Here is a 25,601-nt window from a genome sequence, read left to right as displayed (position 1 = left end):
TTGCCCTCCTATGCTTCTTCTTCTATATCATCCTCAGACACATCATAATACATTGTATCGTGAGGAAGTTTAATATTTGGCACCCAGATTGCTTTTCCACCCCATCCCTTAGTACCAGTCACTTGATACATGGTCAGAACTACTTTGTCATGGAAAGTGCCACCTAGTTTCCAGTCGTTCGGAGACAACAAGGCTCCTGTCCCTTGTGCAACATCTCTTCCTCTTCTGACAATCAAAATACCCTGTCCAGCTGGTTGTTCTGAAAGAAGTGTATCAATGACAGAAAGGAATGCATCTAACTTGAAATCTGGGCTAGCAATAATGTGAGATAATATTTTCTTAATTAACCTCAAATTTACCTGGTAATAAGGATCATCATTGGAGAAAGGCTCCAATAGTTTTGATATATCATCTATGGTGTTATTATCTGGGTAGAACGGATAATAGTTCGTTCCCCCTGAAAGGATATTGACTCGTTTGTTATCAATTACATTCCTTCGAGTTGGATTCAATCCAATTGGATAATAAATTTTTATGTTTTCAATTCCTTGCTCTACTTGTGCGATAATGGCATTATTAGTAGCGTTAATGTCCGCAAATAATTTATAGAGTTGTTCATCTATAAATATCTTCATCATGCCAGAGTCTCTGTCATAACCAAACATCCTACTATGTTGCCACATAGTATCCGCCTGAGGCTTTTTGCTGGTTCTTGTATAATAAATTGTCTGTAGCCCTGGAAAAGTTACGCCTCGGCCTAGAGTGTTTCCGCCTACGATAAAATTACAGCCTGTTGCATAATCTGGACTCTCAACATCTGTTTTTCCATTCATAACAAGAATTTTTATCCCTTTGTTTTCCAACAAATCCTTAGTAGTTTTATAGATAACTTCAAAAGAAAGTTTCTCACTTTTGTTGGGTTCTAAAGAATCATAGTGGGTTTGTAATTCTGTGATGAATTCGGTATTGATATGCTCCATACACCAATCTAGTTCCTTTGCGACATCGTCAGCAAAACGCTGGTGGACATTTTGTCGTACGCTCGGATGTAGAAGGCAATTTGATACTTTTCCTTTTGATGCTAAAATCTGAGCAGATACAGCAAGGTGGCGTATAACAACACTTCGTGTCGGTCGTTTGATAGTTTCAAGAAAATCAATGCATTCAGGTTTACCGCTTGTTGGAAAGAAAAAGTCTCCACCTAAATAGCCATCCCCTGGATGGAAGTAGTATGTAAAATATGGATGCCAACCAGACGCAAGGGTCTGTAATAAGATTGCTTGAGGCGTACCTGTAACCTGTAAGTATAAGCTACTTGATGCTCCATTTTTTATAGAATCCAGATATCTATTAATTGATGACTGACTATTACGGTTTATTAGAGTATTTAAGGAAGCCGCATCCGCCTCATCATCAACGATGAATAGAGGGTTGCCCTTCATAAAGCCTGTAGAATTAAATACATTTGCCCACAATCTTAGTACTCTTGCATTTTTCTTTAGAACGACAATGGCTGGCTTAACAAGGCTATTTTCAATAAATAAGCCTGAGTCGTTTTCGCCACAAATACAGAAGCCGTCTAAGTCGTCTCTAACTCGATCTAAGGTTTGTTGTTGCAAGACAACATTGTCTGTTGTGAGTAAGATGAATGCGGGAAATCCTAAATCTGCAGCTTTGCACATAACGCCAAACATTTGACCAGTTTTTCCAGATTGCACATTACCAAACAACAAGCCAATCTCATGACTTATAAATGAAAAATTGCGAATATGTTGATTGCCAATATCTTCAGCTGTTTTGGAAATGGACTCAGCTAATTTTTCGTTACCTCGCTCTTTTATTTTTTGCAAGTATTTTTTTAAATATTGCATTGATACACCTCTCATTCGTTAGTAATTGTTTCAAACGATAAAACCCACACATCAAGCTCGGTGCCATCTTCGTCCAATGCTTTCTGATCTGTTTTTGAAAGTACAAGGCTATCGCAACCGTATGCTTGTAACATTTCTTTCGTAATCATTCCCTTACGATCAGTATCAGCTTGGGTGTCATTAACTGGTGTTACTAAACCTGCTGCTGCAAGTCTACCTTTAATCCAACGACCAAGAATGAGTTCATCGCCAACAGCACTGAATTGTTTATTGCCATCGCTTGTGGTATGAGCTTTAAACCAATAGCCATCATCGGTTACAACAAAAAAAGGCTTGTTTTTTTCAGGGTAACCTTCTGAACGAGTTATCGCTTTGCTAACAGTCAATTGAGTTTCGTACCAATCACGGGATTTCCTTTTACTTCGTGGTGCGGCATAGCTAACATTTATATTTGACTTTGTGAAATGCTTACCATCATCCATATGCCGCTCATCGTAAGCAGGAACTTTTAATGGCAGTACAAAAGAAACGTCTGTTTTATGCTGTTCATAAAGCTGTACACCAGTTTGGGGAATCTGTGTTACCGTATCAATGCCACTAAGTGATGTGTTAACTTCCCTGACTATTGGCATTCCTATAATGTTAGCAATATTATCAGAGCAGTTCTGAGCCTTTAGCTTCTCTAAAAATTCAGCAATTTCTTTACATTCAGTAGCATCATCAGTAACCGATGAGATTTCATATTGCCTACGGTTATTAGCATCTAATTTGATTACACCTAAGTTTGCGGAACCAATAATAGCAGAAAAAGGTTGCCCATCTTTATAAAAGCAGTATACTTTTCCATGATATTTGAATGCTTTTACGATCTTAATTTCACCTATACCAGTCTCTGTCCATTTTTTGTTGATTTCTAAAGCAGTATTATATGATCCTTCTGGCATTCCTTCGATGAAGTACATTCCAATGGTAAGGCATATACTAGATATATTATGCTCTTCGACCAGATTGTCGAGTTCTTCCAAGGCAACACGAGAAATATATCCAACCGCAATTTCAACACGGTCTGATTTTGCAATTTGCTCGTTAAAACAATTTATAATTGTTTGTTGACCCTCTGATGTTCCAAGAGGTAGGATGTTTGAATATAACAGTTTCATTAGCTCACTCCTTTGTTTTTGGTGGGGTTTCTGTAGTTTTTTCAATCTCCATAATATCTGAAATATCGCAGTTAAGCGCCTTACATACTTTTATTAAAATGTCAGTATTAACATTTTCATTTTTTCCAAGCTTAGCCATTGAAGCTGTACTAATACCAGCTGCTTCTCTTAAGTCCTTTTTTTTCATATCTCTATCAATAAGAAGTTTCCATAGTTTTTTATAACTTATGGACATAATATCACCTCGCCTTAGTACCTAGCCTAAGTTAATAAATAAAGTTTATCACAAAGTTAGCGAAGCAACAATTAAAATTCGCAAACGTAAAATAAATGTTGAGGCAATCAAAATACATGTTATAATTTACCTATGAACTAATGTTTGAATAGTAAAAATCCTTAAAGATATTAATTTCATATGGGGTGAGGAGGGAGTGCCTTGGCGGGTAATCGTTCTTTTAAAGATTACGTGGATGGTAGATTCTATAATGAGATATTTTCTGCCATACAAACCTATGCAACGGATAATTGTGAAGATTTAGACTTACGGTTATACAGAGTTCAAAACATTGGCGGCATTGAGTTATCAGATATAGAAGTAAAGTTCGTATCTGTTAATGACTTACCGGACATGAAAATAGAATTTGATGTTGCTGTTGAAGCGGAATTCGAAGTCCGTGAATCAAATCATCGTTATGATGAATCAGAAAATTGCCGGCAATGGTTTATGCTAGAATGCTCAGGTGATTTGGATTGCAATTTGGATGATTTTTCAATCTCTAGTATAACGGAGTATACTAGCAAAAATAAGCAGCCGAAACCTATGTCAGACTCCCTTGTCCCTATCATTCATAAGGAACAACTAGAATCTGTTGCCACAGACTTCCTTAGAAGACATTACCCTGAAGCATTAAAAACCCCAATGGCAGTTGAGCCACAGGTGTTGGCAGAAAAAATGGGCCTTACAGTAGAAATGAGGGAGATTACAAAGGATTTCTCTGTTTTTGGGCAGATATACTTTCACGACTGTGATGCAGAATTTTATAATGTAGACATCGATGAAATGGTACAGACCCGTGTGAGTGGCCGTACAATAATCGTGGACCCTAAAGCTTACTTCCTTCGTAATCTGGGATCAGTCAATAATACTATTGTGCATGAGTGTGTTCATTGGGATCAACATAGAAAAGCATTTGAATTGGAGCGGTTGTATAACAGCAGTGCCACACGAATCAAGTGTCAGGTGGTCGGAGGTATAAAAGACAATACCAGAGATGCAACTGACTGGATGGAGTGGCAGGCGAATGCCCTCGCTCCAAAGATACAAATGCCACTTGCTATGTTTAAAACCCAAGCGTTCAAATTTATTAAGCAATTCCGTTCAGAACTGGGAACATCTGAACTTATAGATGTAATGGAGCCAGTTATTGATGCATTAGCAACGTTCTTCAGTGTATCTCGGACAGCAGCTAAAATCCGAATGATTGATGCTGGATATGAGGAAGCAATCGGAACCTTTACTTACATAGATGGTCGCTACGTCAAGCCTCATAGATTTAAGAAGGGTGCTCTTGAAAGAAATCAGACCTTTTCTATAGGTGCAGAGGATGCTGCCATCCAAAGCATAACCAATCCAGAAATGGCCGCTTTAGTTAGGGACGGAAGTTATATATATGTAGATTCCCACTTTGTCTTAAACCATCCAAAATATATAACGCAGGATATATTTGGACAGACTGTACTTTCGAACTATGCACGAACCCATATGGATGAGTGCTGCTTGGTTTTCGAGTTATCAGTCAAATCTGGGTGCAAGGAAAGATATTATACTGAATGTTTTCTCAATCGTGATAAGACATCGAATATTGATTTTGATATAAAATATTGTAATGGTTTTGAGTATGCGGCTCCAGAAAAGAAGGCCCAACTACTAGCCGAAACAATAGCTGAAGAAATGCGAATCTATAATGAATTGCCAAATAGCTATACCAGCTCTCTTAAAATAGTTCGTAAGTGGAGAAAAGTAACTTATAACGAATTAGCAGAGGAAATAATGGTCAATGAGCGTACCATAAGAAGAATAGTTAATGGTGAAGAACCAGGCTCTATTAATTCCATAGTTTTAATTTGCCTTGGACTTCATCTGCCACCTAAAATTAGTAACCATATAATTAGCAATTCTCCATTTTCGTTGAACTTCAATAACAATAGTCATATTTGGTATGATTTTGCATTGACTCACCTATATCCAAAATCGATGGATGAGATTAGAACATTTTTACAGGAACATGGCGCAGAGCCATTATAAAAAATCAAAATATTTTTGAAAAAGCGGACACGGGATGTCCGTTTTTTAGTTGCAAAATATGTGAGCCATACATGAATCCTTTTAGGGGTTTGTGTATGGCTTTTTTTATTGTCGTTTTTAGGTGTTTTTGTGAGGGAAAGCCTAATTTTAAGCCTGAAATTAACGGGCATGAGGTGTCCGCCAAGGCTGTCCAATTCTCTCTTACAATAATACTAGACGAAGGAAAGGTCCTTCGTAGTTAGCAAGAATTAGACCATTCCTCGTCTACAAAAAAATATCAAATGCCTGATTTGCAATAAGGGCAAAGGATACATATTGCTACGTTTCAGTCCGTTTAGGATTGTTATGCGTTGCAATAAAAGTACCTTACCTTGTTGCGCTCATTTTCAGGACAAAGGGTCTGTGTACTTCGAGGCACAGACCTATTTTTGTATCCTTTGCCGCCAATGCAGTCCGGCGGAAAGGATGCAAAATGAAAATTAGAATTCAGCACGAAAACAAATCTATCTATCTAGAGGTACCAGACGAGGACTTCACTTTAATGATTGATGCAGATTACGAGGACAGGCTATCTTCTGTCGAGGAGAAGGAAACTGTAGCACGCCGTTCACCACAAGAGATTATGGACGAGCGTTTCAACAAACCCGAGTACAATAACTGGCATAAATTTGATAGACACAGAGGGATGCCAAAGAAACCATTCCGCAAAGATGACGAATCTGAGGATGCAACGGATCATATGGACTATTTCCCTGATAACACCGATGAAGTGACTCGAGAGAAACAAGAAGAGTATGAATACCTCTGTGAAATTATCCGCAAGACCCTCAAGGAAAAACAAGCAGAGTTACTGATTGCTATATTCCTAGATGGTGTTTCTGTAACAGAGTATGCAGAGCGTGAGGGTGTTAGTAAAAGTGCCATTTCACACCGTTTAGATACAGCTAAGAAGAATTTCAAAAAAGTTTTTCCAGAATCCTCAACTTTCCCCTCTTGCCACGGCTAATAGATAGAGGGCAGCAAATAAACGCTCTCGGAAAGAGGTGAAGAACATGAAACACAACTTAAAAATCAGTGTTTCAAAAACTCCACAATCTGGCGGGATTGTTTCCTGTCGTAATGTCACCATAAGGGAGCGTTTCCTCCGTTTCTTACTTGGTGATAAGCAGAAACTGACTATCCTTGTTCCGGGTGACACCGTACAGGAACTCGCCATTAGTGAGATTAAGGAGGGAGGATTAAACCATGAGCAAAATCAAACTACTTCTTGATGTGGTTTCAGATATGCGCTCTTTGGCAGACAGCATACAAGCGGTTGCCGATGCAATGGCGGGCAATGAACCTGTCGAAGCAAAAGAGCCGACTTCACCTGTAAAAGAACCTGCGCCAAAGAAAAAGAAGATCACTCTAGAGGAAGTCAGAGCAAAACTCGCTGAAAAGAGCCAAGCCGGTCTTACTGCCCAAGTGAGAGAAATCATCCAAAAATACGGTGGCTCTAAATTAAGCGAAGTTGACCCGAAACATTATGCAGATATGTTGAAAGATGCGGAGGTACTAGGGAATGAGTGATCACGCAGTACTTTCCGCATCGGGGTCCCATAGGTGGCTGAATTGCCTTCCATCTGCAAGATTGGAACTAGAATTTGAAAATAACGAATCCAATGCAGCTGCTGAAGGCACCGCCGCCCATGCTCTTTGTGAACATAAACTTAAAAAAGCACTTCACATGAGAAGTAAGCGTCCTGTTTCAACTTATAACAACGATGAGATGGAAGAACACAGCGATGCTTATGTGGAATTTGTAATGGAGCAGTTTGAACTGGCAAAACAAAGCTGTACGGACCCGTTAATACTTATTGAACAACGTCTTGATTTTTCCTGCTATGTACCACAGGGGTTCGGAACTGGTGACTGCATCATCATTGGCGATAAAAAGCTTCATATTATCGATTTTAAGTATGGCATGGGTGTGTTAGTAGATGCGGTGGATAATCCGCAGATGAAATTGTATGCCCTTGGTGCTTTGGAAATCTACGATAGCCTGTATGATATCGAGGAGGTTTCCATGACCATCTTCCAACCCCGCAGGGAAAATGTCAGTACATGGACAATCCCGGTAAAGGAATTAAAAGACTGGGCAGAAAACGAGCTGAAGCCAAAGGCGAAAAAGGCCTATGAAGGCGAAGGTGACTACCTTCCAGGTGAATGGTGTACATTCTGCCGAGCGGCTGTTAAATGCCGTGCAAGAGCAGAAGAAAAGCTGAAATTAGCACAGATGGAATTTAAACTGCCACCCCTGCTTACAGATTCTGAAATTGAGGAAGTTCTCTCTAAATTGTCCGACCTTACAAAGTGGGCAAATGAAATCATTTCTTATGCTACGGATGCCGCCGTTAATCACGGGAAAGAGTGGCACGGTTTTAAGGTAGTTGAGGGTAGGTCTATCCGTAAATATAAGGACGAAGAGGCTGTGGCTGAAGCAGCCAAGGCAAACGGCTATAAAGATATTTACCGTCAGAGTCTCATTACCCTTACGGAAATGCAGAAGCTGATGGGTAAGTCGAAATTTCAAGAAATCCTCGGTGGTCTCATACATAAACCACCAGGTAAGCCAACGCTGGTTCCACTTTCGGATAAGCGGCCAGCTATGAATATATCAAACGTAAAAAACGAATTTAACGAGATAACGGAGGAATAGGAATATGAATAATCAAAACAGAACGAAGGTTGTTACAAGCGTCAACACACGTCTTAGCTATTTTCACGGCTGGGAACCCGTATCCATCAATGGCGGAGCGGAAAAGTACAGCGTTTCCGTATTGATTCCAAAAACAGATAAGGAAACCATCAATGCTATCAATGCAGCAGTAGATGCAGCCATTGAAGAGGGCCTTGCGAAGTTTGGTGGAAAAAAGCCGAATAAGGCGGCTATCAAACTGCCACTTCGTGATGGGGATGTAGAACGTGATGATGAGGCTTATAAAGGGCATTACTTTGTAAATGCCAACAGCAAGACTCCACCTCAAATAGTAGATAAAGCAGTTAGACCTATCTTGGATCGCAACGAGGTGTACAGCGGTTGTTATGCAAGAGTATCTCTTAATTTCTATGCCTTTAACTCCAATGGTAATAAGGGGGTAGCTTGTGGTCTTGGCAACATCCAAAAGATAAGAGATGGAGAGGCTTTAGGTGGAAGAACCAATGCAGCCGATGATTTCACAACTATTGAAGATGATGATTTTCTAGCATAAAGAATAGGTACAGACGAGGTGGTGGAGGTTGTTCTTCTGCCACCTCGTTTGCATTGGAAAGGGCGGTAATTAAATGGATATAGAAGTATGGAGAGATATCTCTGGATACGAGGGAGAATATCAAGTTAGTTCTGAAGGGAGAATTAAAAGCCTTAAAAGAAAAGTTATGAGCAGAAATCGGTATACTAGACAGCCTTTCCTTAGAACTGTGCCAGAAAGGATATTAAAACCAGGAAGATATTGTAAAGCTGGTCATCAATCTGTTGTTTTAAGACGTGGTAGCAATGGTATACCTGTTCACCAATTAGTTATGAAAGCATTCGTAGGAGAACCACCAGAAGGAACAGAGGTTTTGCATATAAACGGCAATCCACAAGATAATAGGTTATCAAATTTGAGGTATGGAACTCGGACTGATAATATCCTTGATGTTTATCGCCAAGGAAAGAGTTGGAGGAAACTGAGTATAGAAGATGTATACGATATTCGTTTTAGGTTGATCTGTGGATTTACTGGAAAAGAGATAGCGGATAAATATAAGGTATCCCCAACAACTATTAGTCGCATAAAAGTTGGGAGGTTATATTCGTGGCTAAAATAAACAGTTTATCTTTAGATTTAGAGACCTATAGCAGTGTCAATCTTCAAAAGTCTGGAGTTTACCGTTATGCCGAGAGTGATGATTTTGAAGTTCTACTATTTGGCTATTCGGTGGACGGTGGTGGGGTACAAGTGGTTGACCTTGCATGTGGGGAGGAAATCTCAGATGAAATTATAAACGCGCTTATGGATGATTCTGTTACCAAGTGGGCTTTCAATGCAATGTTTGAGCGTGTGTGTCTGTCAAAATGGCTTAATCTCACAGGATATCTTGACCCTGCATCCTGGAAATGCTCCATGATCTGGTCAGCATATATGGGTCTTCCGCTTTCGCTAGAGGGGGTCGGTGCAGTTTTAGGTTTAGAAAAGCAAAAATTGACAGAGGGAAAAGACCTTATTAAATATTTCTGTACACCTTGCTCCCCTACTAAATCAAACGGGGGACGAGTTCGTAATCTGCCAAAACACGATATTGATAAATGGGAGCGATTTAAAGCATATAACCTCCGTGATGTGGAAGCTGAGATGTCAATACAGCAGAGACTATCTAAATTCCCGCTTCCAGAGAATATATGGTCAGAATATCATCTTGACCAGAAAATCAATGATCGTGGTATCGCTATTGACATGGCTTTTGTAAAACAAGCCGTCAAGATGGATGAACAGTCGCGGGAAAAGCTAATGGCTTTAATGCAGGATATAACTAATTTGGAGAATCCAAACTCTGTACAACAAATGAAAGAATGGCTTGCTGATAACGGATTGGAAACAGATAGCCTTGGTAAAAAAGCGGTTGCTGAGATGTTAAAGACAGCACCTGAACCACTAGGTACCGTTTTGGAACTTCGTCAGCAGCTTGCAAAATCATCGATAAAAAAATACACGGCAATGGAGAATGCAGTATGTAATGATGGTCGTGCAAGAGGAATGTTTCAATTTTATGGAGCAAACAGAACTGGTAGGTTTTCGGGCAGGCTTATTCAACTACAAAATCTCCCTCAAAACCATATGCCCGATTTGGAACAGGCTCGTGCTTTAGTTCGTAGCGGAAACTTTGATGCTCTTATTTTACTCTATGATTCTATCCCAGAGGTACTTTCGGAACTTATCCGTACCGCTTTTATACCACGAGAAGGTATGAAGTTCATAGTGGCAGATTTTTCAGCGATTGAGGCTCGCGTCATTGCTTGGCTTGCGGGAGAGAAATGGAGATTAGATGTATTCCAAAACGGCGGTGACATATACTGTGCCAGTGCATCTCAGATGTTTAATGTACCTGTTGAAAAGCATGGTGTAAATGGACATCTTCGCCAAAAAGGAAAAATTGCGGAACTTGCCCTCGGTTACGGAGGATCTGTTGGAGCATTAAAATCTATGGGCGCTTTGGAGATGGGAATCGAAGAAGATGAACTTCAGCCTCTTGTAACGGCTTGGAGACAATCCAATCCCAATATCACAAAACTTTGGTGGGATGTTGACCGTGCAGTAAAAACTTGTGTTAAGCAAAAAACTCCCACAGCGACACACGGCATTAAATTTATCTATCAAAGTGGAATGCTCTTTATTGTCCTCCCTTCTGGCAGACGGCTTGCCTATGTGAAACCTCGTATGGGAGAGAATATGTTTGGCGGTGAGTCGGTTACTTACGAAGGGGTCGGTGGGACAAAGAAATGGGAAAGAATCGAAAGCTACGGGCCTAAGTTTGTAGAGAATATTGTTCAGGCAATCAGTCGTGACATTTTGTGTCATGCCATGCAGACATTAAAGAATTGTTCCATTGTGGCTCATGTACACGATGAAATTATAATCGAAGCGGATATGAGGAGGTCACTTTCTACTATTTGTGAACAAATGGCTAGGACACCAACATGGGCAAATGGCCTGTTACTTAGCGCTGATGGCTATGAGTGTCAGTTTTATCAAAAAGATTAAGTTAATTGGGTATTCGGATTATCTTGTGGAAAGAGGTTAAAAGACCGTCGACTTTTAAACAACGAAAACAGGATAGCACTTATTTTATGATTAGTACGTGCTATCTTGTTTGTTCTTCAAATGGCCAGATTGCCAAAGAATATTAATTTATTTTGTTGAAGACAAGCAAATGTTATGTTCCTTATGACATTTTTCTAATATAAGTTGTAACATTGCCTAAACAGCAACTACCTTGTGGATTGTTTACTTCACAACCACATCGGTTTTCTTTTATATTTTCTCGAATATGCTCTACAGGATTAGGAGTAAGTCTATTTTCCACATATTGTTTAATTTTTCCCTTTGTCCAATCAAAACAATAACAAATTGGGGTAGTTGCTGAAGCATCTTTTTGATGTACAGCTACCTTTATGTCAGATATAATGTACTTTTTATTCTTCGTATCAAAATAGACTACCTCACAATCTTCGTTTGAACAAAAGTAGTGATTTTCTTTAGAGTTTAATGTTTCTAATGCAGATGGTTTAAGTAATGATTTTAGTGTAATCAACTTTACACTTTTAGCTTTATTTTTACACGATGGACAATTACCATTACTTTCAATTTTTATTTCTTTAACGTTACTACAACAATCTTCCATCATTCTTCCACCTTTACAATTTATTATTTCTATAAGTATCTTCTGCTGTCTTTTCTTAATCCATTAAAGTTTCGATAATAGGACATTCATAAATATTTTTATTTTCAGGACATCTATCTTTAAGGTCTATCAACATTCGTTCAATTTTTTTAAGATCTTCAATTTTACGCTTAATGTCCTCTAATTTAAGAACAGTAAAATCATATATGTCACGGCATTTTACTTCGTTGTGATCGACAATCCCTAGCAATTTATCAATTTCATTTAAGGTAAATCCCAATTCCTGCATCCGTTTTATGAAATTCAATCGATCAATCGTTTGTAGGGAATACATTCGATATCCTTTTTCGGTACGATTAGGCTCTGGGATTAATCCTAAACGCTCATAATATCGAATGGTCTCTTTGTTTACGCTACACTTTTCAGCCAGTTCTCCAATACGATATTGCATCTATGTCACCTCATATAAATTATAAACCCTGTACCTTAGTACAGGGTCAAGGAAAGTATTTTATATTTTATTATCGTTCTACTTTCTTAAAATACACTGTCATTTTTCAATAAGCCTTACTCGATAATCTTGTCCGTTTGTTGAAGTAAAAAACTACTGAATCAATCTTTAAATCCATTTTAACATACACAAATTCCGCACGATAATCAGAATTCCAAATTAATTTTTGAAAATCCTCAACAATCATTACCTCCTGTGGCTATTAGGTAGAGGGGTTTCCTCTCTGACTAAATTGCAGGAGGTAATTCGTATGGACGAATTAGTAAAAATCAATTATGAAAATCAACGACCAACCGTACTCGGTCGTGATTTACATGAAGCCTTGGAAGTAAAGACCGCTTATAAAGACTGGTTTCCAAGAATGTGTGAGTACGGATTTGAGGAAGGATCAGACTTTAGCTCATTTTTGAGCGAAAGTACTGGAGGCAGACCACGCATAGACCATCAGTTAACAATTGATATGGCAAAAGAGCTATGTATGATACAGCGTACTCCAAAAGGAAAACAATGCCGTCAATACTTTCTTGAAATAGAAAGACGATGGAATTCCCCTGAGGCGATTATGGCAAGGGCATTACAGTTTGCCAATCAACAACTAACTCAAGTAAGGAATCAAAATAAAGTGCTTGAAGGTACGGTTGCTGTTCAGAATCAGCAAATTGCAGAAATGAAACCGAAAGTCTCTTATTACGATGTAGTTTTAAATTGTAAAGACCTCATTTCCACCTCAGCAATTGCCAAAGATTACGGCAAGTCAGCTATTTGGATGAACCGCTATCTTAATAAAAAGGGCATCCAGTTTAAACAAGGCGGCATTTGGCTCTTATATCAGAAGTATGCGGAAAAAGGCTACACCAGTACTAAGACACATAGCTACCTTGGCAGTAACGGTGAACAGCATACAAAGGTCCATACATATTGGACTCAAAAAGGCAGACTCTTCATTTACGAACTGATGAAGGCGGACGGTATTTTGCCTCAGATAGAAATGGAGGGTGTGTAATGGGGATCAACAAATTTAACCATGAAGGATACCATGACCCAACTCCCCATGAAGCACTGACCAACATAATGAGAAAGGAAAAGGCAGAGAAAAAATCTGCCTTTAAGCCACTTGTATATATCTGTTCTCCCTATTCCGGTGATGTAGAAGGAAACATTAAAAAGGCTCGCAGTTTTTGCAGGTTTGCCTTAGACCAAAACTGTATCCCAATTGCTCCCCACCTTATGTTTCCGCAGTTTATGGATGATGAAAACCCAGAGGAACGAGAGCTTGCCATATTTATGGACATCGTTCTTATGGGCAAATGCTCTGAGGTGTGGGTGCTAGGCAATACCATCTCAAGCGGTATGGCAAGGGAGATTGAAGTAGCCAAGAAACGCAGACAAACGGTCAGATATTTTAGTCCAGAGCATGAGGAGGTCGAAAGCTTATGAAAATCGCTGTGGGCAACAGCCGGATGGATAGAAAATGGAAAAACAAAGATATCTCCTGGGAGGATTTTTGCTCCCGTGTAAAGACAACCCAACGTACTACAGAAACGGTAGAAGAATATCGGAAACTTAAAAAAGGTCAGCAAGATGATATCAAAGACGTGGGCGGCTATGTCGGAGGATATTTAAAAGAAGGAAGGCGAAAGAAGGGCAATGTTTTATGCCGTTCTTTGCTCACCCTTGATATGGATTATGGGAGACCCGATATCTGGGAACAAATCAGCATGCTTTTCGATTTCAAATGTTGCGTTTACTCCACCCATAAGCACACACCGGAAAATCCAAGACTCAGGCTTATTGTTCCCCTTGCTCGTGAGATCAGCGAAGAAGAATATGCAGCTGTTGGACGTATGGTGGCAAAAGAAATCGGTATTGACCTTTTCGATGATACGACATATGAAGCCCATCGCCTTATGTATTGGCCATCCACTTCCTCTAATGGTCAATTTGTCTACAAAGAGCAGGATGGAGCATTACTTGACCCTGATGATTATCTTTCAAAATATCAAAACTGGCGGGATACATCAACTTGGCCAGTATCAAGCAGGCAGTCTGAAGTTATAAATCGCAGTCTTAAAGAACAAGCAGATCCGCTTTTAAAGGAAGGTGTGGTAGGAACTTTCTGTCGTGCCTATTCCGTTTGTGAAGCAATTGATAAATTTTTAGGTGCAGTTTATGCTCCATCCGCTATGGAAGGGCGCTATGACTATATCCCAGCTGACAGTAGTGCAGGTGTGATTATCTATGATGATAAATTCGCATACAGCCACCATGCTACTGATCCAGCAAGCGGCCTGCTTCTTAATGCTTTTGATCTCGTTCGTATTCATAAATTCGGCTCTTTAGATGATAGAGCTTCCACTACTACGGCTCCTGGCAGGATGCCGTCTTTTGTGGCAATGTGCGAGTTTGCTATAAAAGATGAAGCGGTAAAAGCCGAGTTCGCAAAGGAAAGACAGGCTCAGGCTGAAGAGGAGTTTAGTGATGAGGATTGGCAGACAGGTTTGGAACTGGATAAGCAAGGTCGGATAAAAGACACATTGGATAACATTGTCTTGATTATTCGGCATGATGAGGAATTACAGCATATAGCTTTCAATTGCCACCGTGATGGGATAGATGCCAAAGGTGGTCTGCCTTGGGAACAGATCAAGGTGGGTTGGAATGATTCGGACAATGCACTGCTGAAGGTGTACTTAAGCAGCAAATACGGAGTCTATTCTCCTACCAAGACCAAGGATGCTGTGTTGGCGGTAGCGTCAGAACGAGCCTACCATCCTGTTAAGGAGTATCTGGACTCCCTGCCAAAATGGGATGGAATTAGTCGAGTAGATAATCTATTAATTGATTATTTCGGTGCAACAGATAATTCCTATACAAAAGCAGTCATCCGCAAAACGATGGTTGCAGCGGTAGCCCGCATTTATAGACCAGGCACAAAGTTTGATAGTGTTCTTATCTTAAATGGTCCTCAAGGTATCGGTAAGTCAACCTTCTTTGCAAAACTTGCTGGAGATTGGTTTTCAGACAGCTTGACCATTACGGACATGAAAGATAAATCTGGGGCTGAGAAACTTCAAGGATATTGGTTGTTGGAACTCGGTGAGCTTGCAGGAATGCGTAAGACGGATGTGGAGATTGTGAAGTCCTTTATTTCGAGGGCGGATGATAAGTACCGTGCCAGTTATGGGGTCAACGTCGAAAGCCATCCCCGTCAATGCGTAATTGTGGGTTCTACCAATGCAGAAAGCGGATTTCTTCGGGATATTACGGGTAACCGCAGATTTTGGCCAGTCCGCATTAGCGGTAACAGTAGAAAGAAAGCTTGGCAGATGACCAAAGAGGAAGTACAGCAGATTTGGGCAGAGGCTCTAGTTCTTTATGAGAAGGGCGAAAAACTCTACCTTGAAGGTGATGATGTAACCATGGCAACCAGTGAACAGGCAGATGCTATGGAAACAGATGAACGAGAAGGACTGGTTCGTACCTACTTGGATACGCTCTTACCGGATGATTGGGACACAATGTCTTTGTACGAGCGTAGAAATTTCCTCGGCGGTAGCGAATTTGGCGGCGGCACCCGTGTTGGAACAGTAAAAAGAACCCTTGTTTGCAATATGGAAATTTGGTGTGAGTGTTTCGGTAAAGAGGCATCAATGCTAAAACCATCCGATTCCTATGCCATCGGTGCCATTATGAGAAAGATCAGTGAGTGGAACAAGTACACTGGGAACAAGAATGGTGTTGTGACGTTTCCTGTCTACGGAAAGCAACGAGCTTATTCCCGAGTCGAGGAACAACGCTAAGTTGTCCCTTACCTTGTTCCCATACTGGTTCATTCCCTAAAGTTAGTAATGATAAGGAAAATCAACGGTTCGGAACAAGTGGAACAAGAAGTAACCTATTTAGTTATAAATAGTAAAAAGAAGTAATAGTAGCCTGTGCATACACGCATACGCGCGCGTATAGGAAAATTGGGTCAAAGTTGTTTTCTTGTTCCGAGCCTTTTATATGGGAGGTTTTTATGCTTGAAAAATATATCGAAAAGAAAATGGTAGCGGAGGTAAAAAAGATGGGAGGCATTGCGGCGAAGTTTGTTAGTCCAGGTTTAGATGGAATGCCAGATCGCCTAGTGCTTTTACCATATGGGAAGATGGCTTTTGTGGAATTAAAGGCTCCCGGAAAGAAACCTCGTCCGTTACAGATTAGAAGAATAAAGCAATTACAGAAGTTAGGCTTTACCTGCTATGTAATTGATGATGTTAAGCAGATTGGAGGGATACTGGGTGAAATACAATCCTCATAAATATCAGACCTATGCAACGAACTTCATTCTAGAGCATCCCATCGCTGCAGTGTTTTTAGAAATGGGTCTTGGCAAAAGTGTCATTACTCTAACGGCTATATTCGATTTATGTCTTGATCGTTTTGAAATTGGAAAGGTTCTGGTCATTGCCCCACTTCGGGTAGCGAGGGATACTTGGCCGGCTGAGATAAATAAATGGGAGCATTTAAAAGGGCTGGAGTTTTCGGTAGCGATTGGAACAGAGCAGGAGCGATTGGCGGCTCTAAGGAAACCTGCAAGTGTCTATCTTATAAACAGAGAAAATGTTGATTGGTTGGTAAACAAAAGCGGTATTCCTTTTAATTTCGATATGGTGGTCATTGATGAACTATCATCCTTTAAGTCCTATGGAGCAAAAAGGTTTAAAAGTTTACTAAAAGTCAGACCGAGGGCAAAACGGATTGTGGGTCTTACGGGTACACCTTCCAGTAATGGGTTAATGGATTTGTGGGCAGAGTTTCGTATTCTCGACATGGGTAAAAGACTCGGCAGGTACATCACTCACTACCGCAATTCCTTTTTTACACCGGATAAACGTAATCAGCAAATCATATTTTCATATAAACCATTGCCAGGTGCTGAAGATGCCATATATCGGCTCATTTCGGATATTACCATTTCCATGAAGTCGGTCGATTTTCTTAAAATGCCAGAATGTGTGATAAATGAAGTGCCTGTGTATCTAAATGACAAAGAACAATCCGTATATGATCACTTTCGTGAAGAGATGGTTCTTGAATTTGCTGATGAGGAGATTGATGCCATGAATGCAGCCGTCCTTTCAGGTAAACTTCTGCAAATGGCAAACGGTGCTATCTATGATGATGATAAAAAAACCCATATTATTCACAACCGCAAGCTAGATGCTCTTGAGGATTTAATTGAAGGTGCTAACGGCAAACCTGTGCTTATTGCCTATTGGTATAATCACGATTTAGAGCGTATTAAGGCAAAATTCAATGTCAGGGAAATTAAAACTTCCAAGGATATCAAGGATTGGAGCAACGGCGATATTTCTGTAGCGGTTATCCATCCTGCATCTGCGGGACACGGCCTTAACTTACAAAGTGGTGGTTCAACGCTTATCTGGTTTGGACTTACTTGGAGTCTAGAACTCTATCAGCAAACAAATGCGAGACTTTGGAGACAAGGTCAAAATGAGACAGTGGTTATTCATCACATTATTACTAAAGGTACGATTGATGAAGATGTGATGAGGGCTTTGAAACGAAAGGAAAAGACACAATCCGATCTTATCAATGCGGTCAAAGCAAACCTTGGGAAAGCGAGGGATGCTGTATGATGGATGCTTTTGAAAAACTGGCAAATGCCATTATTCTACAGGCGGTCAAGGATTATCGTTTTGCACTGAAAAGACTAGCAAAACACCCTCGCAATGATTCTGCTTTATATACGAAACGTGAGGTAGAGTGCTTCTTTCATTCTGGATTGTTCAATGTCCTCACTTCTCTAAACCCTGACATGTTAATTCAACAGCTACAAGAGGAGGTGGTGCGATGATGACAGCAAAGGAATTCTTAAAGCAGGCTTATCGCCTGAATGAATTGATTAACTCCGACCTTGAAGAGTTGAAAAACTTAAGGGATCTATCAAGAAGTGTTTCATCCCCCGTTCTTGAGGAAAAAGTCAGTAGAACTAAGAGTACTGACCCACCCTTTGAAAAATATGTGATTAGAATAATAGATTTGGAGCAACAGATACAACAAGAGGTTGAGCGATTAATAAAGCTGAAATCGGATATCCGTGAAGCAATTAACCAGATGGAAAATGTGGATGAGAAGCTGCTTCTTCGCTACCGATACATTAACTTTCTTAACTGGGAAGAAATCTGTGTCAATCTTAATGTTTCTATGAGAACCGTACACAGACTCCACTCATCCGCTTTGCAACATTTAAAGGTTCCAAAATAAAAGTTGGCACACTGTGGCACAGTTTGGCATACGATGACACTGTTTGTCCGTAGTGAAAGTTATATAATGGTAGTATGGAATATTAATAAACAGAAGCCTTCACGGGAGAACCACTCCTGCGAGGGCTTTTTCTATGGGCAAAAGGAGGTGCAGTATGCCAAAGAAACCTAATCGACCGTGCTCTTACCCTGGTTGCCCAGAGCTAACCGACAAGCGCTTTTGTGAAGAGCATGGGAAGAAAGAAGCTGCACGGTATGAGAAGTATGACCGTGACCCAGCAACCCGTAAGCGTTATGGTCGTGCTTGGAAAAGGATACGTGACCGCTACATTGCAGCTCATCCTCTTTGTGAGGAATGTAAACGACAAGGAAAGCTGACCCCAGCAAATGAAGTCCATCACATTCTTCCTCTTGCAAGAGGAGGGACTCACGATAGAAGTAATCTGATGGCTATTTGTACTCCTTGCCACTCTGCCATCACGGCAAGAGATGGAGACCGTTGGGGAACCCGGTAGGGGGGAGTCAAATCTCCACAGCTTTTCTTTTGTGTAACGGGCGTGGGGTAACGCGTGAAAATTCGCGGTTTCAAACAGGGTAATAGGCCCATCGACGAAAAGAGGTGAGTGAATGGCCAAAGATGGAACAAATCGTGGCGGCGCCCGTATAGGCTCCGGTCAAAAGAAAAAACCACTTGCTGACAAAATTGCAGAGGGAAATCCCGGTAAAAGAAAGCTTGAAGTCGTTGAGTTCCAAAATACCGCTGACCTGAAGGGGCAGGAAATGCCAAAGCCAATGGCCATGCTCTCCGCAGTGCAAAAAGATGGGAAAACCCTAGTAGCGAGTGAAATCTATGAAATTACATGGAAATGGCTTGAAGAACGTGGCTGTGCCCATTTGGTACTTCCACAGCTTCTAGAGCGATATGCCATGAGTGCGGCCAGATGGATACAGTGTGAGGAAGCAGTAACCGAGTTTGGCTTTCTAGCCAAGCACCCAACTACCGGCAATGCAATTCAAAGTCCTTATGTAGCGATGAGTCAGAACTTTATGAGTCAGACAAACAGGCTATGGATGGAGATATATCAAATCGTTCGAGAGAATTGTGCTACAGAGTATTCTGGTTTAAATCCACAGGACGACGTGATGGAGCGACTGCTATCTGCCCGCAGAGGAAAATAAAGATGAGGAGATATGATGTAATGAGTGAGAAATATTTAACAGCAGAAAGTGTATGTGCTGGACATCCTGACAAACTATGCGACATCATAGCAGATAGCATTTTGGAAGCTTGTCTACGTAAAGATAGGGCATCAAGAGTGGCCTGTGAGGTTATGGCGACTAAAGGAAAAATTATCGTGGCGGGCGAGATCTCCTGCAGCGGGAAAGTGAATATTAGAGACATTGTAAAAACTGTACTGAAAGATGTGGGATACAATCCTCTAAAATTTTTGATTTATGTGTATGTACATAATCAAAGTGTAGATATTGCGGCTGGTGTGAATACCGCACTGGAAGCACGAAATGGAATAAACGAACAGTTCGGTTCCATAGGTGCTGGAGACCAGGGAACAATGTATGGCTTTGCTACAAAGGAAACAAGAGAAATGCTTCCTCTCCCTCTTGTATTGTCTCACAGAATCGTAAAGAGACTGGATGATTGTCGCAAAGGAAAATTAATAAAAGGCATTCTTCCCGATGGTAAAGCACAGGTGACGGTGGAATATGATGATGACACTCCAGTGAGAATAAAGACAATCGTAATTTCGGTACAGCATGATAAGAATAAAACACAGGAAGAACTTGAGGCAGACATCCTTAACAATGTCTTATGGCAGTGTTTTGAGGACTTCCCTTTTGATGATGAAACAGAACTTCTCGTCAATCCATCTGGTCAGTTCGTTCTTGGTGGCCCCGCTGCCGATACGGGTTTGACCGGAAGAAAAATCATGGTCGACACCTATGGAGGGCTTGCATCTCATGGAGGTGGTGCTCTTTGTGGTAAAGACCCAACCAAAGTTGACCGAAGCGGTGCTTACATGGCTCGGTATATTGCCAAGCATATTGTTTGGTGTGGTTATGCAAAGAAGTGTGAAGTGAGTATTTCCTATGCCATTGGTAAGGCAAATCCGGTAGCCTTTACTGTAAATACCCTTGGAACTGGAACTGTTTCTGATGAAATATTAACTATTGCAGCTCAGGAGACTTTCAACTTAAGACCTGCAGCCATCATTGAAAAGCTGCGTCTTAGAAATGTGATTTACTCTGACACCGCGGCTTATGGTCACTTTAATAGTTGTCTGTTCCCGTGGGAGGATGTAAATAAATACAGTGAATTTAGAAAGGCGGTGGAAAAGTATGTTGATAGAGAAGATTAAAACGAAACAACTCATCCCCGCTGAATATAACCCAAGGAAGGATTTAAAACCAGGTGATCCAGAATATGAGAAGCTTAAACGCTCTCTTGAGGAGTTTGGATATGTAGAACCCGTTATATGGAATAAGATCACAGGCAAAGTTATCGGAGGTCATCAGCGTTTGAAAGTCCTGCTTAGTATGGGCATGGATGAAATAGAATGTGTAGTAGTTGAAATGGACGAGCAAAAGGAAAAGGCTCTGAATATTGCACTAAATAAAATAAGTGGCGATTGGGATAAAGATAAACTGGCACTTCTCATCACAGACCTAGATGCTTCTGATTTTGATGTTTCTCTTACAGGGTTTGACCCAGGGGAGTTGGAGGATCTTTTCAAAGATTCCCTTAAGGATAATATAAAAGAAGATGATTTCGATGTGGACAGCGAGCTGAAAAAGCCCGCTGTTTCGCATTTAGGGGATGTTTGGATACTTGGACAACATCGATTAGTCTGCGGAGACAGTACAAAGAAAGACACCTTTAATGTCTTAATGGATGGGAAAGCTGCCAATCTGGTAGTTACGGACCCTCCATATAACGTCAACTATGAAGGCACTGCTGGAAAAATCAAAAATGACAATATGGCGAATGAAGCGTTCTATGATTTCCTGCTTGCGGCATTTCAAAACACCGAGGCAGCGATGGCAAAGGACGCTTCTATTTATGTATTCCATGCTGATACGGAAGGACTCAATTTTAGAAGAGCATTCTCCGATGCAGGATTTTATCTTTCTGGTACTTGTATATGGAAAAAGCAGTCCCTTGTTCTCGGTCGCTCTCCTTATCAGTGGCAACATGAACCTGTACTCTTTGGATGGAAAAGGAAAGGCAAGCATCTCTGGTATTCAGACCGTAAGCAGACCACCATCTGGGAGTTTGAGAAACCGAAGAAAAACGGCGACCACCCAACCATGAAACCAGTGGCACTTGTGGCATACCCCATTATGAATTCGAGCCTTAGTAACTGTATCGTGCTTGATCCCTTCGGCGGTTCAGGAAGTACACTGATTGCCTGTGAGCAGACAAATAGAATCTGCTACACCATTGAACTGGATGAAAAGTACTGTGATGTCATTGTAAAAAGGTATATTGAGCAAGTGGGAAATTCTGATGGTGTATTTCTATTAAGAGATGGTTCGAAATTCAGATATTGTGACCTGCCAGAGGTGAATGAGGATGAGTAAATTAACACTTGGTTCCCTCTTTGATGGTAGTGGTGGCTTTCCTCTGGGTGGTTTGCTTTGTGGCATCGAACCTTTATGGGCATCTGAAATTGAGCCGTTTCCTATAAGGGTTACGACTAAACGTATCCCTCAGATGAAGCATTATGGAGATATAAACAAATTAAATGGTGCGGAGCTTCCGCCTGTAGATATCATAACCTTTGGCTCTCCATGCACGGATATGAGTGTGGCGGGTAAAAGAGCCGGTCTGGACGGAGAGCAATCAGTCCTTTTTTATGAAGCAATACGAATTATTAAAGAAATGAGGTGTAAGACCAATGGACAATATCCAAGGTACGCAGTCTGGGAAAATGTCCCCGGCGCATTCTCGTCAAATAAAGGAGAGGACTTCAGGGCAGTCCTCGAAACGGTCATCGGTGTCAAAGAACCGAACACCTCGGTGCCTTTTCCTGAAAAAAGACGATGGCCTTACGCAGACATCTATATGGGAGACAGATGGAGTGTGGCTTACCGAACTATCGATGCGCAATATTTCGGAGTCCCCCAACGTCGTCGTAGAATCTACCTTGTCGCAGATTTTGCAGACAGATGTGCCGGAGAAATACTATTTGAGTCCGAAGGCATGCCAAGGAATTTTACGCCGAGCGGCAGCCCGTGGCAAAGAACTGCCGAGAATGCTAAAAACTGCACTGGAAAAACAGGCGATAGCATAACTTGCCTAAATGACCAAGGTGGAAGAGTGATGTCTGTTTCGAAGGATATTACTGCAACACTTCGTGCAGAGGAACATGGACATCAGCCTTGTGTAATGCAGTCAAGCGGTTTTTGCACCGAACACAGTGCCAAGAGCAGAAGTGTAGGATATGAGGAAGAACGCTCCCCTACACTTAGAGCAGGTGTTGTCCCAGGTGCAGTCATGTCCTTTGAACCGGGGGCTGCTTCTCGAGTTGGTGGCCATACTGACGAAAACTTAAGTGGATCACTTCGTGCAAACATGGGAGATAATCAAACAGCTGTTGTAATAGAAAACCATCCAACCGATAGCCGTGTGAAACTCTCGGAGGATAATAAAGTACAGACGCTAACCTCTCGGATGGGAACTGGTGGTGGAAATGTACCCCTTGTTATGAACACTCCTAAAACGTTAAAAATCCGCTCCGGCTGTGAAGGCGGTGGCAAGGGTGCATTGATACAGGATGACAAGTCTGCAACTCTTGGATGCAATAATGATCAGACCGTTTTTGTGCCCACCGCATATGGCATCTGTTCTGATAAAAGCAATTCCATGCAGTCTAGCAATCCGCATAGCGGTATATATGAAGCTGATACTTCTCGGACCATTGATGCCAATGGGGGAAATCCGGGATGTAATCAAGGTGGTATTGCAGTAGTTGCTCTGCAAGGCTCGATGATTGGAAGAGAGGATAAAAACGGTCCCCAAGGAAGCGGTATAGATGAAGATGTTTCTTTTACGCTTAATACCGCTGATCGTCATGCTGTTGCCTATGCCATGACTACCGGAGCCTATGCACAGGTTGAAGAAGATAAAGCACCTACTCTATTGTCGAGAGATTATAAGGATGCTCCTGTTGTGACTCAGCCTTCTTACGGTATTGATCGGGCGGCTTTTAATCAAGGACAGAACGCTCTTTATAAACCGACTATAGATGAAGAACAGCAACCTACGCTTACAGCAAAAGGTCCTGGAGCAGTGGCACAACCAGCATCATTTTATCCTCAGATGAAAGCTGAAAGTCAATGCTACAGACAGGACGGTACATCAAATACGATTATCAATGGCACCAATCCAGGCTATCAAAATGGATTGGTTGAACCGGACTATATTGTTCGAAGGCTTACACCAACGGAATGTGCAAGATTGCAAGGCTTCCCCGATGATTGGTGTGATGACCTTGGTACGGAAAATCCTACAGAAGATGAAATTTCATTCTGGACGGAGGTTTGGGAAACCCACCGCAAAATTATAGGTAAAAGTAAAAAGCCAAAAACAAGAAATCAGATTATAAAATGGCTTAACAATCCTCATTCTGATTCAGCTGAATACAAAATGTGGGGTAATGGTGTAGCACTTCCATGCGTTTGTTTTGTGCTGACTGGCATTGTGTTATCTACACAAAATACCGCCGATTAATGGAACCGTATTTTCTACAGAAAGATGCTCTAAATGACTTGATAATAACAGCTTTTAGAGTGATATATGTACGTACCGAAAGTAGAAAGGCGGTATGAAAATGCAGATTAACTATAATGTTACAGGACCAAAAAGAAAAGCACTGGTTAACGCAATCAGCCAAGAACTAAATGCTCCTGTAAAATATCTCGGAGCACCTACATTTGCATATGAGGTGGCAGACTACAATGTTAACAAAAACGGAGTTCTAAGTGGACCAGACAATAAGGAACTGGTCGATGATCTATTGAGATTTCACGATTTCAAAGCAATTTCAGAAGAATTTGACACACCACTTCCGAAAGCAGAAGTAAATGAAAGGGAAGAATCTATCAATCTGATAATTCAAATGCCACGGGCGGATTTTACCGACACGGCAATCGAGAACCTAAAAGGATTAGTAGAAAGTAAAGCTACTCTTATAAAGAAAGCACTTGATACGGACTCCATTCCCATCATTGAAGATGAGGAATATGTTACCTTCCCTTGGTTTCAAGGTAAGTGCGCCTCAGAGGAGGTTAAGGCATACACCCATTTTGTCACGGCACTTTGCGAAATGGCGAAAAAACAGACCCGTGTCAATTCCACCGAGAAATCAGTAGAGAATGAAAAGTACGCTTTCCGTTGCTTCCTACTAAGGCTCGGCTTTATCGGACCAGAATATAAGATGGGACGAAAGATTCTCCTCTCGAAGCTTTCAGGTAGCTCCGCTTTCAAAAGCGGAACGTTCAATCAGGAGGTGAGTGAACAATGAATATCATTCACCCTGAAATGTTAAAGCAACTAAGAAGCTATTACACTCCAGGAACTCGTGTCATGCTACTTAAAATGAACGACCCTTATACCAAACTTCAAACTGGATCTAAAGGTACGGTTACTAGTGTTGACGACATAGGAACGATTCATGTCAGTTGGGATTCCGGTGGCTCTCTTGGAGTGGCCTTTGGTGAGGATTTATGCAAGAAAATCGAAGAGTAAAACATACACAATTTAAGCCAAATGTGGCAGTAAATATGTAGATTTATATTGTAGTATTGTTTTCGAAGGAGTCAACTAATGAATGAAATAATCAAGGAACAAATCCTTTCCATCCGAGAAAGTGGAGTCACAAATATGTTTGATGTGAACCGAGTCCAGTATGAAGCAAATGAACGAGGGTTTTATGAATTGGTAGTTTATATAATAGACCATAAAACGGAATATGCTCATTTCATACTGACGGGGGAAGTGGATGAAAATAAGTAAATAAAATTAAACTAGGATAAGAAGTAGGA

Annotated in this window: 28 protein-coding genes and 1 pseudogene; 24 read left to right on the top strand and 5 right to left on the bottom strand. The window is 41.0% G+C overall.

The window, feature by feature from the left end; all coding sequences use genetic code 11:
- Window positions 1–8: 8 nt before the first annotated feature.
- From NSQ59_RS22215 to NSQ59_RS22205, 3 genes are read right to left on the bottom strand one after another with little or no spacing between them, the layout of a single operon-like run.
- Window positions 9–1,871, bottom strand: a complete 1,863-nt coding sequence (locus NSQ59_RS22215) for a Z1 domain-containing protein (RefSeq protein ID WP_001199693.1) — start codon at window positions 1,869–1,871, stop codon at window positions 9–11.
- An 11-nt stretch (window positions 1,872–1,882) separates the two neighbouring features.
- Window positions 1,883–3,031, bottom strand: a complete 1,149-nt coding sequence (locus tag NSQ59_RS22210) for a restriction endonuclease PLD domain-containing protein (protein ID WP_000772283.1) — start codon at window positions 3,029–3,031, stop codon at window positions 1,883–1,885.
- A 4-nt stretch (window positions 3,032–3,035) separates the two neighbouring features.
- On the bottom strand, window positions 3,036–3,266 hold the full coding sequence (locus NSQ59_RS22205; RefSeq protein WP_000028496.1) for a helix-turn-helix domain-containing protein: 231 nt from the start codon (window positions 3,264–3,266) through the stop codon (window positions 3,036–3,038).
- A gap of 201 nt (window positions 3,267–3,467) precedes the next feature.
- Here NSQ59_RS22205 and NSQ59_RS22200 point away from each other — a divergent pair, with 201 nt between their 5' ends.
- The 8 genes from NSQ59_RS22200 to NSQ59_RS22165 all read left to right on the top strand — a co-directional run bounded on the left by NSQ59_RS22200 (window position 3,468) and on the right by NSQ59_RS22165 (window position 11,119).
- A complete protein-coding gene (locus tag NSQ59_RS22200; RefSeq protein WP_000918425.1) occupies window positions 3,468–5,336 on the top strand; it encodes a helix-turn-helix domain-containing protein in 1,869 nt (622 codons plus the stop codon).
- 472 nt (window positions 5,337–5,808) lie between these two features.
- The gene (locus NSQ59_RS22195) at window positions 5,809–6,342 is read left to right on the top strand and encodes an ECF-type sigma factor (protein WP_000702208.1); all 534 of its coding nucleotides are present in this window, start codon (window positions 5,809–5,811) and stop codon (window positions 6,340–6,342) included.
- Window positions 6,343–6,388: 46 nt separating this feature from the next.
- Entirely contained in the window at window positions 6,389–6,607 is a 219-nt protein-coding gene (locus tag NSQ59_RS22190) for a hypothetical protein (protein WP_000682242.1), read from the top strand.
- Window positions 6,582–6,905 (top strand): rRNA biogenesis protein rrp5, encoded by a 324-nt coding sequence (locus tag NSQ59_RS22185; RefSeq protein WP_340832789.1) that lies wholly within the window; start codon window positions 6,582–6,584, stop codon window positions 6,903–6,905. Before NSQ59_RS22190 ends, NSQ59_RS22185 begins: the two co-directional genes overlap by 26 nt.
- On the top strand, window positions 6,898–8,034 hold the full coding sequence (locus tag NSQ59_RS22180; RefSeq protein WP_055742214.1) for a DUF2800 domain-containing protein: 1,137 nt from the start codon (window positions 6,898–6,900) through the stop codon (window positions 8,032–8,034). The genes NSQ59_RS22185 and NSQ59_RS22180 overlap by 8 nt, the downstream gene beginning before the upstream one ends.
- Before the next feature lie 4 nt (window positions 8,035–8,038).
- Complete coding sequence (locus NSQ59_RS22175) at window positions 8,039–8,587, top strand: DUF2815 family protein (RefSeq protein ID WP_340832788.1); 549 nt, start codon at window positions 8,039–8,041, stop codon at window positions 8,585–8,587.
- 73 nt (window positions 8,588–8,660) lie between these two features.
- On the top strand, window positions 8,661–9,188 hold the full coding sequence (locus NSQ59_RS22170) for an NUMOD4 motif-containing HNH endonuclease (protein WP_212112531.1): 528 nt from the start codon (window positions 8,661–8,663) through the stop codon (window positions 9,186–9,188).
- Window positions 9,185–11,119, top strand: coding sequence for a DNA polymerase (locus tag NSQ59_RS22165; protein ID WP_327806732.1), 1,935 nt, complete (start codon window positions 9,185–9,187; stop codon window positions 11,117–11,119). The genes NSQ59_RS22170 and NSQ59_RS22165 overlap by 4 nt, the downstream gene beginning before the upstream one ends.
- Window positions 11,120–11,300: 181 nt before the next feature.
- Here NSQ59_RS22165 and NSQ59_RS22160 read toward each other — a convergent pair whose 3' ends face one another.
- On the bottom strand, window positions 11,301–11,759 hold the full coding sequence (locus NSQ59_RS22160; protein ID WP_327806688.1) for a putative iron-sulfur cluster-binding metallochaperone: 459 nt from the start codon (window positions 11,757–11,759) through the stop codon (window positions 11,301–11,303).
- Between the two features lie 55 nt (window positions 11,760–11,814).
- Window positions 11,815–12,210: a mercury resistance transcriptional regulator MerR1 gene (gene merR1, locus NSQ59_RS22155; protein ID WP_327806689.1), complete on the bottom strand. Its 396-nt coding sequence runs from the start codon at window positions 12,208–12,210 to the stop codon at window positions 11,815–11,817.
- A gap of 310 nt (window positions 12,211–12,520) precedes the next feature.
- On the opposite strand from merR1, the gene NSQ59_RS22150 reads away from it, so the two are divergent.
- The 16 genes and pseudogenes from NSQ59_RS22150 (at window position 12,521) to NSQ59_RS22075 (ending at window position 25,572) form a co-directional block, all read left to right on the top strand.
- Window positions 12,521–13,273, top strand: a complete 753-nt coding sequence (locus tag NSQ59_RS22150) for a phage antirepressor KilAC domain-containing protein (protein ID WP_055742212.1) — start codon at window positions 12,521–12,523, stop codon at window positions 13,271–13,273.
- Entirely contained in the window at window positions 13,273–13,707 is a 435-nt protein-coding gene (locus NSQ59_RS22145) for a DUF7768 domain-containing protein (protein ID WP_055742211.1), read from the top strand. Before NSQ59_RS22150 ends, NSQ59_RS22145 begins: the two co-directional genes overlap by 1 nt.
- Complete coding sequence (locus NSQ59_RS22140) at window positions 13,704–16,070, top strand: virulence-associated E family protein (RefSeq protein ID WP_340832787.1); 2,367 nt, start codon at window positions 13,704–13,706, stop codon at window positions 16,068–16,070. Before NSQ59_RS22145 ends, NSQ59_RS22140 begins: the two co-directional genes overlap by 4 nt.
- A gap of 218 nt (window positions 16,071–16,288) precedes the next feature.
- Window positions 16,289–16,570 carry a VRR-NUC domain-containing protein gene (locus NSQ59_RS22135; RefSeq protein ID WP_340832786.1) on the top strand — a complete coding sequence of 94 codons (282 nt, stop codon included), beginning with the start codon at window positions 16,289–16,291 and terminating at the stop codon, window positions 16,568–16,570.
- The gene (locus NSQ59_RS22130; RefSeq protein WP_340832785.1) at window positions 16,551–17,912 is read left to right on the top strand and encodes a DEAD/DEAH box helicase; all 1,362 of its coding nucleotides are present in this window, start codon (window positions 16,551–16,553) and stop codon (window positions 17,910–17,912) included. Before NSQ59_RS22135 ends, NSQ59_RS22130 begins: the two co-directional genes overlap by 20 nt.
- Window positions 17,909–18,130 carry a hypothetical protein gene (locus NSQ59_RS22125; protein WP_015926212.1) on the top strand — a complete coding sequence of 74 codons (222 nt, stop codon included), beginning with the start codon at window positions 17,909–17,911 and terminating at the stop codon, window positions 18,128–18,130. Before NSQ59_RS22130 ends, NSQ59_RS22125 begins: the two co-directional genes overlap by 4 nt.
- A complete protein-coding gene (locus tag NSQ59_RS22120; protein ID WP_061129978.1) occupies window positions 18,127–18,540 on the top strand; it encodes a DUF1492 domain-containing protein in 414 nt (137 codons plus the stop codon). Before NSQ59_RS22125 ends, NSQ59_RS22120 begins: the two co-directional genes overlap by 4 nt.
- Before the next feature lie 154 nt (window positions 18,541–18,694).
- A complete protein-coding gene (locus NSQ59_RS22115; protein WP_340832784.1) occupies window positions 18,695–19,054 on the top strand; it encodes an HNH endonuclease in 360 nt (119 codons plus the stop codon).
- Window positions 19,055–19,166: 112 nt separating this feature from the next.
- Entirely contained in the window at window positions 19,167–19,718 is a 552-nt protein-coding gene (locus tag NSQ59_RS22110) for a P27 family phage terminase small subunit (RefSeq protein WP_001029957.1), read from the top strand.
- Window positions 19,719–19,738: 20 nt separating this feature from the next.
- A complete protein-coding gene (metK, locus tag NSQ59_RS22105; protein ID WP_340832783.1) occupies window positions 19,739–20,914 on the top strand; it encodes a methionine adenosyltransferase in 1,176 nt (391 codons plus the stop codon).
- Window positions 20,895–22,136 (top strand): site-specific DNA-methyltransferase, encoded by a 1,242-nt coding sequence (locus NSQ59_RS22100; RefSeq protein ID WP_340832782.1) that lies wholly within the window; start codon window positions 20,895–20,897, stop codon window positions 22,134–22,136. The genes metK and NSQ59_RS22100 overlap by 20 nt, the downstream gene beginning before the upstream one ends.
- Window positions 22,123–22,533, top strand: a pseudogene (locus NSQ59_RS22095) (DNA cytosine methyltransferase); the annotation flags it as partial. The gene NSQ59_RS22100 and the pseudogene NSQ59_RS22095, both read left to right, overlap by 14 nt.
- 345 nt (window positions 22,534–22,878) lie before the next feature.
- A complete protein-coding gene (locus tag NSQ59_RS22090) occupies window positions 22,879–24,288 on the top strand; it encodes a DNA cytosine methyltransferase (RefSeq protein WP_340833188.1) in 1,410 nt (469 codons plus the stop codon).
- A 100-nt stretch (window positions 24,289–24,388) separates the two neighbouring features.
- On the top strand, window positions 24,389–25,081 hold the full coding sequence (locus NSQ59_RS22085) for a virulence protein (protein ID WP_340832781.1): 693 nt from the start codon (window positions 24,389–24,391) through the stop codon (window positions 25,079–25,081).
- A complete protein-coding gene (locus NSQ59_RS22080; RefSeq protein WP_028988120.1) occupies window positions 25,078–25,305 on the top strand; it encodes a DUF4314 domain-containing protein in 228 nt (75 codons plus the stop codon). Before NSQ59_RS22085 ends, NSQ59_RS22080 begins: the two co-directional genes overlap by 4 nt.
- 78 nt (window positions 25,306–25,383) lie before the next feature.
- Entirely contained in the window at window positions 25,384–25,572 is a 189-nt protein-coding gene (locus NSQ59_RS22075) for a DUF5049 domain-containing protein (protein WP_028988119.1), read from the top strand.
- The last annotated feature ends 29 nt before the right edge of the window (window positions 25,573–25,601 follow it).

The organism is Margalitia sp. FSL K6-0131 (assembly GCF_038008735.1).
GTDB lineage: Bacteria > Bacillota > Bacilli > Bacillales > Bacillaceae_C > Margalitia > Margalitia shackletonii.
The sequence above is the reverse complement of the archived record's forward strand: the minus strand, read 5'-3'. Positions and strand labels throughout refer to the sequence as shown.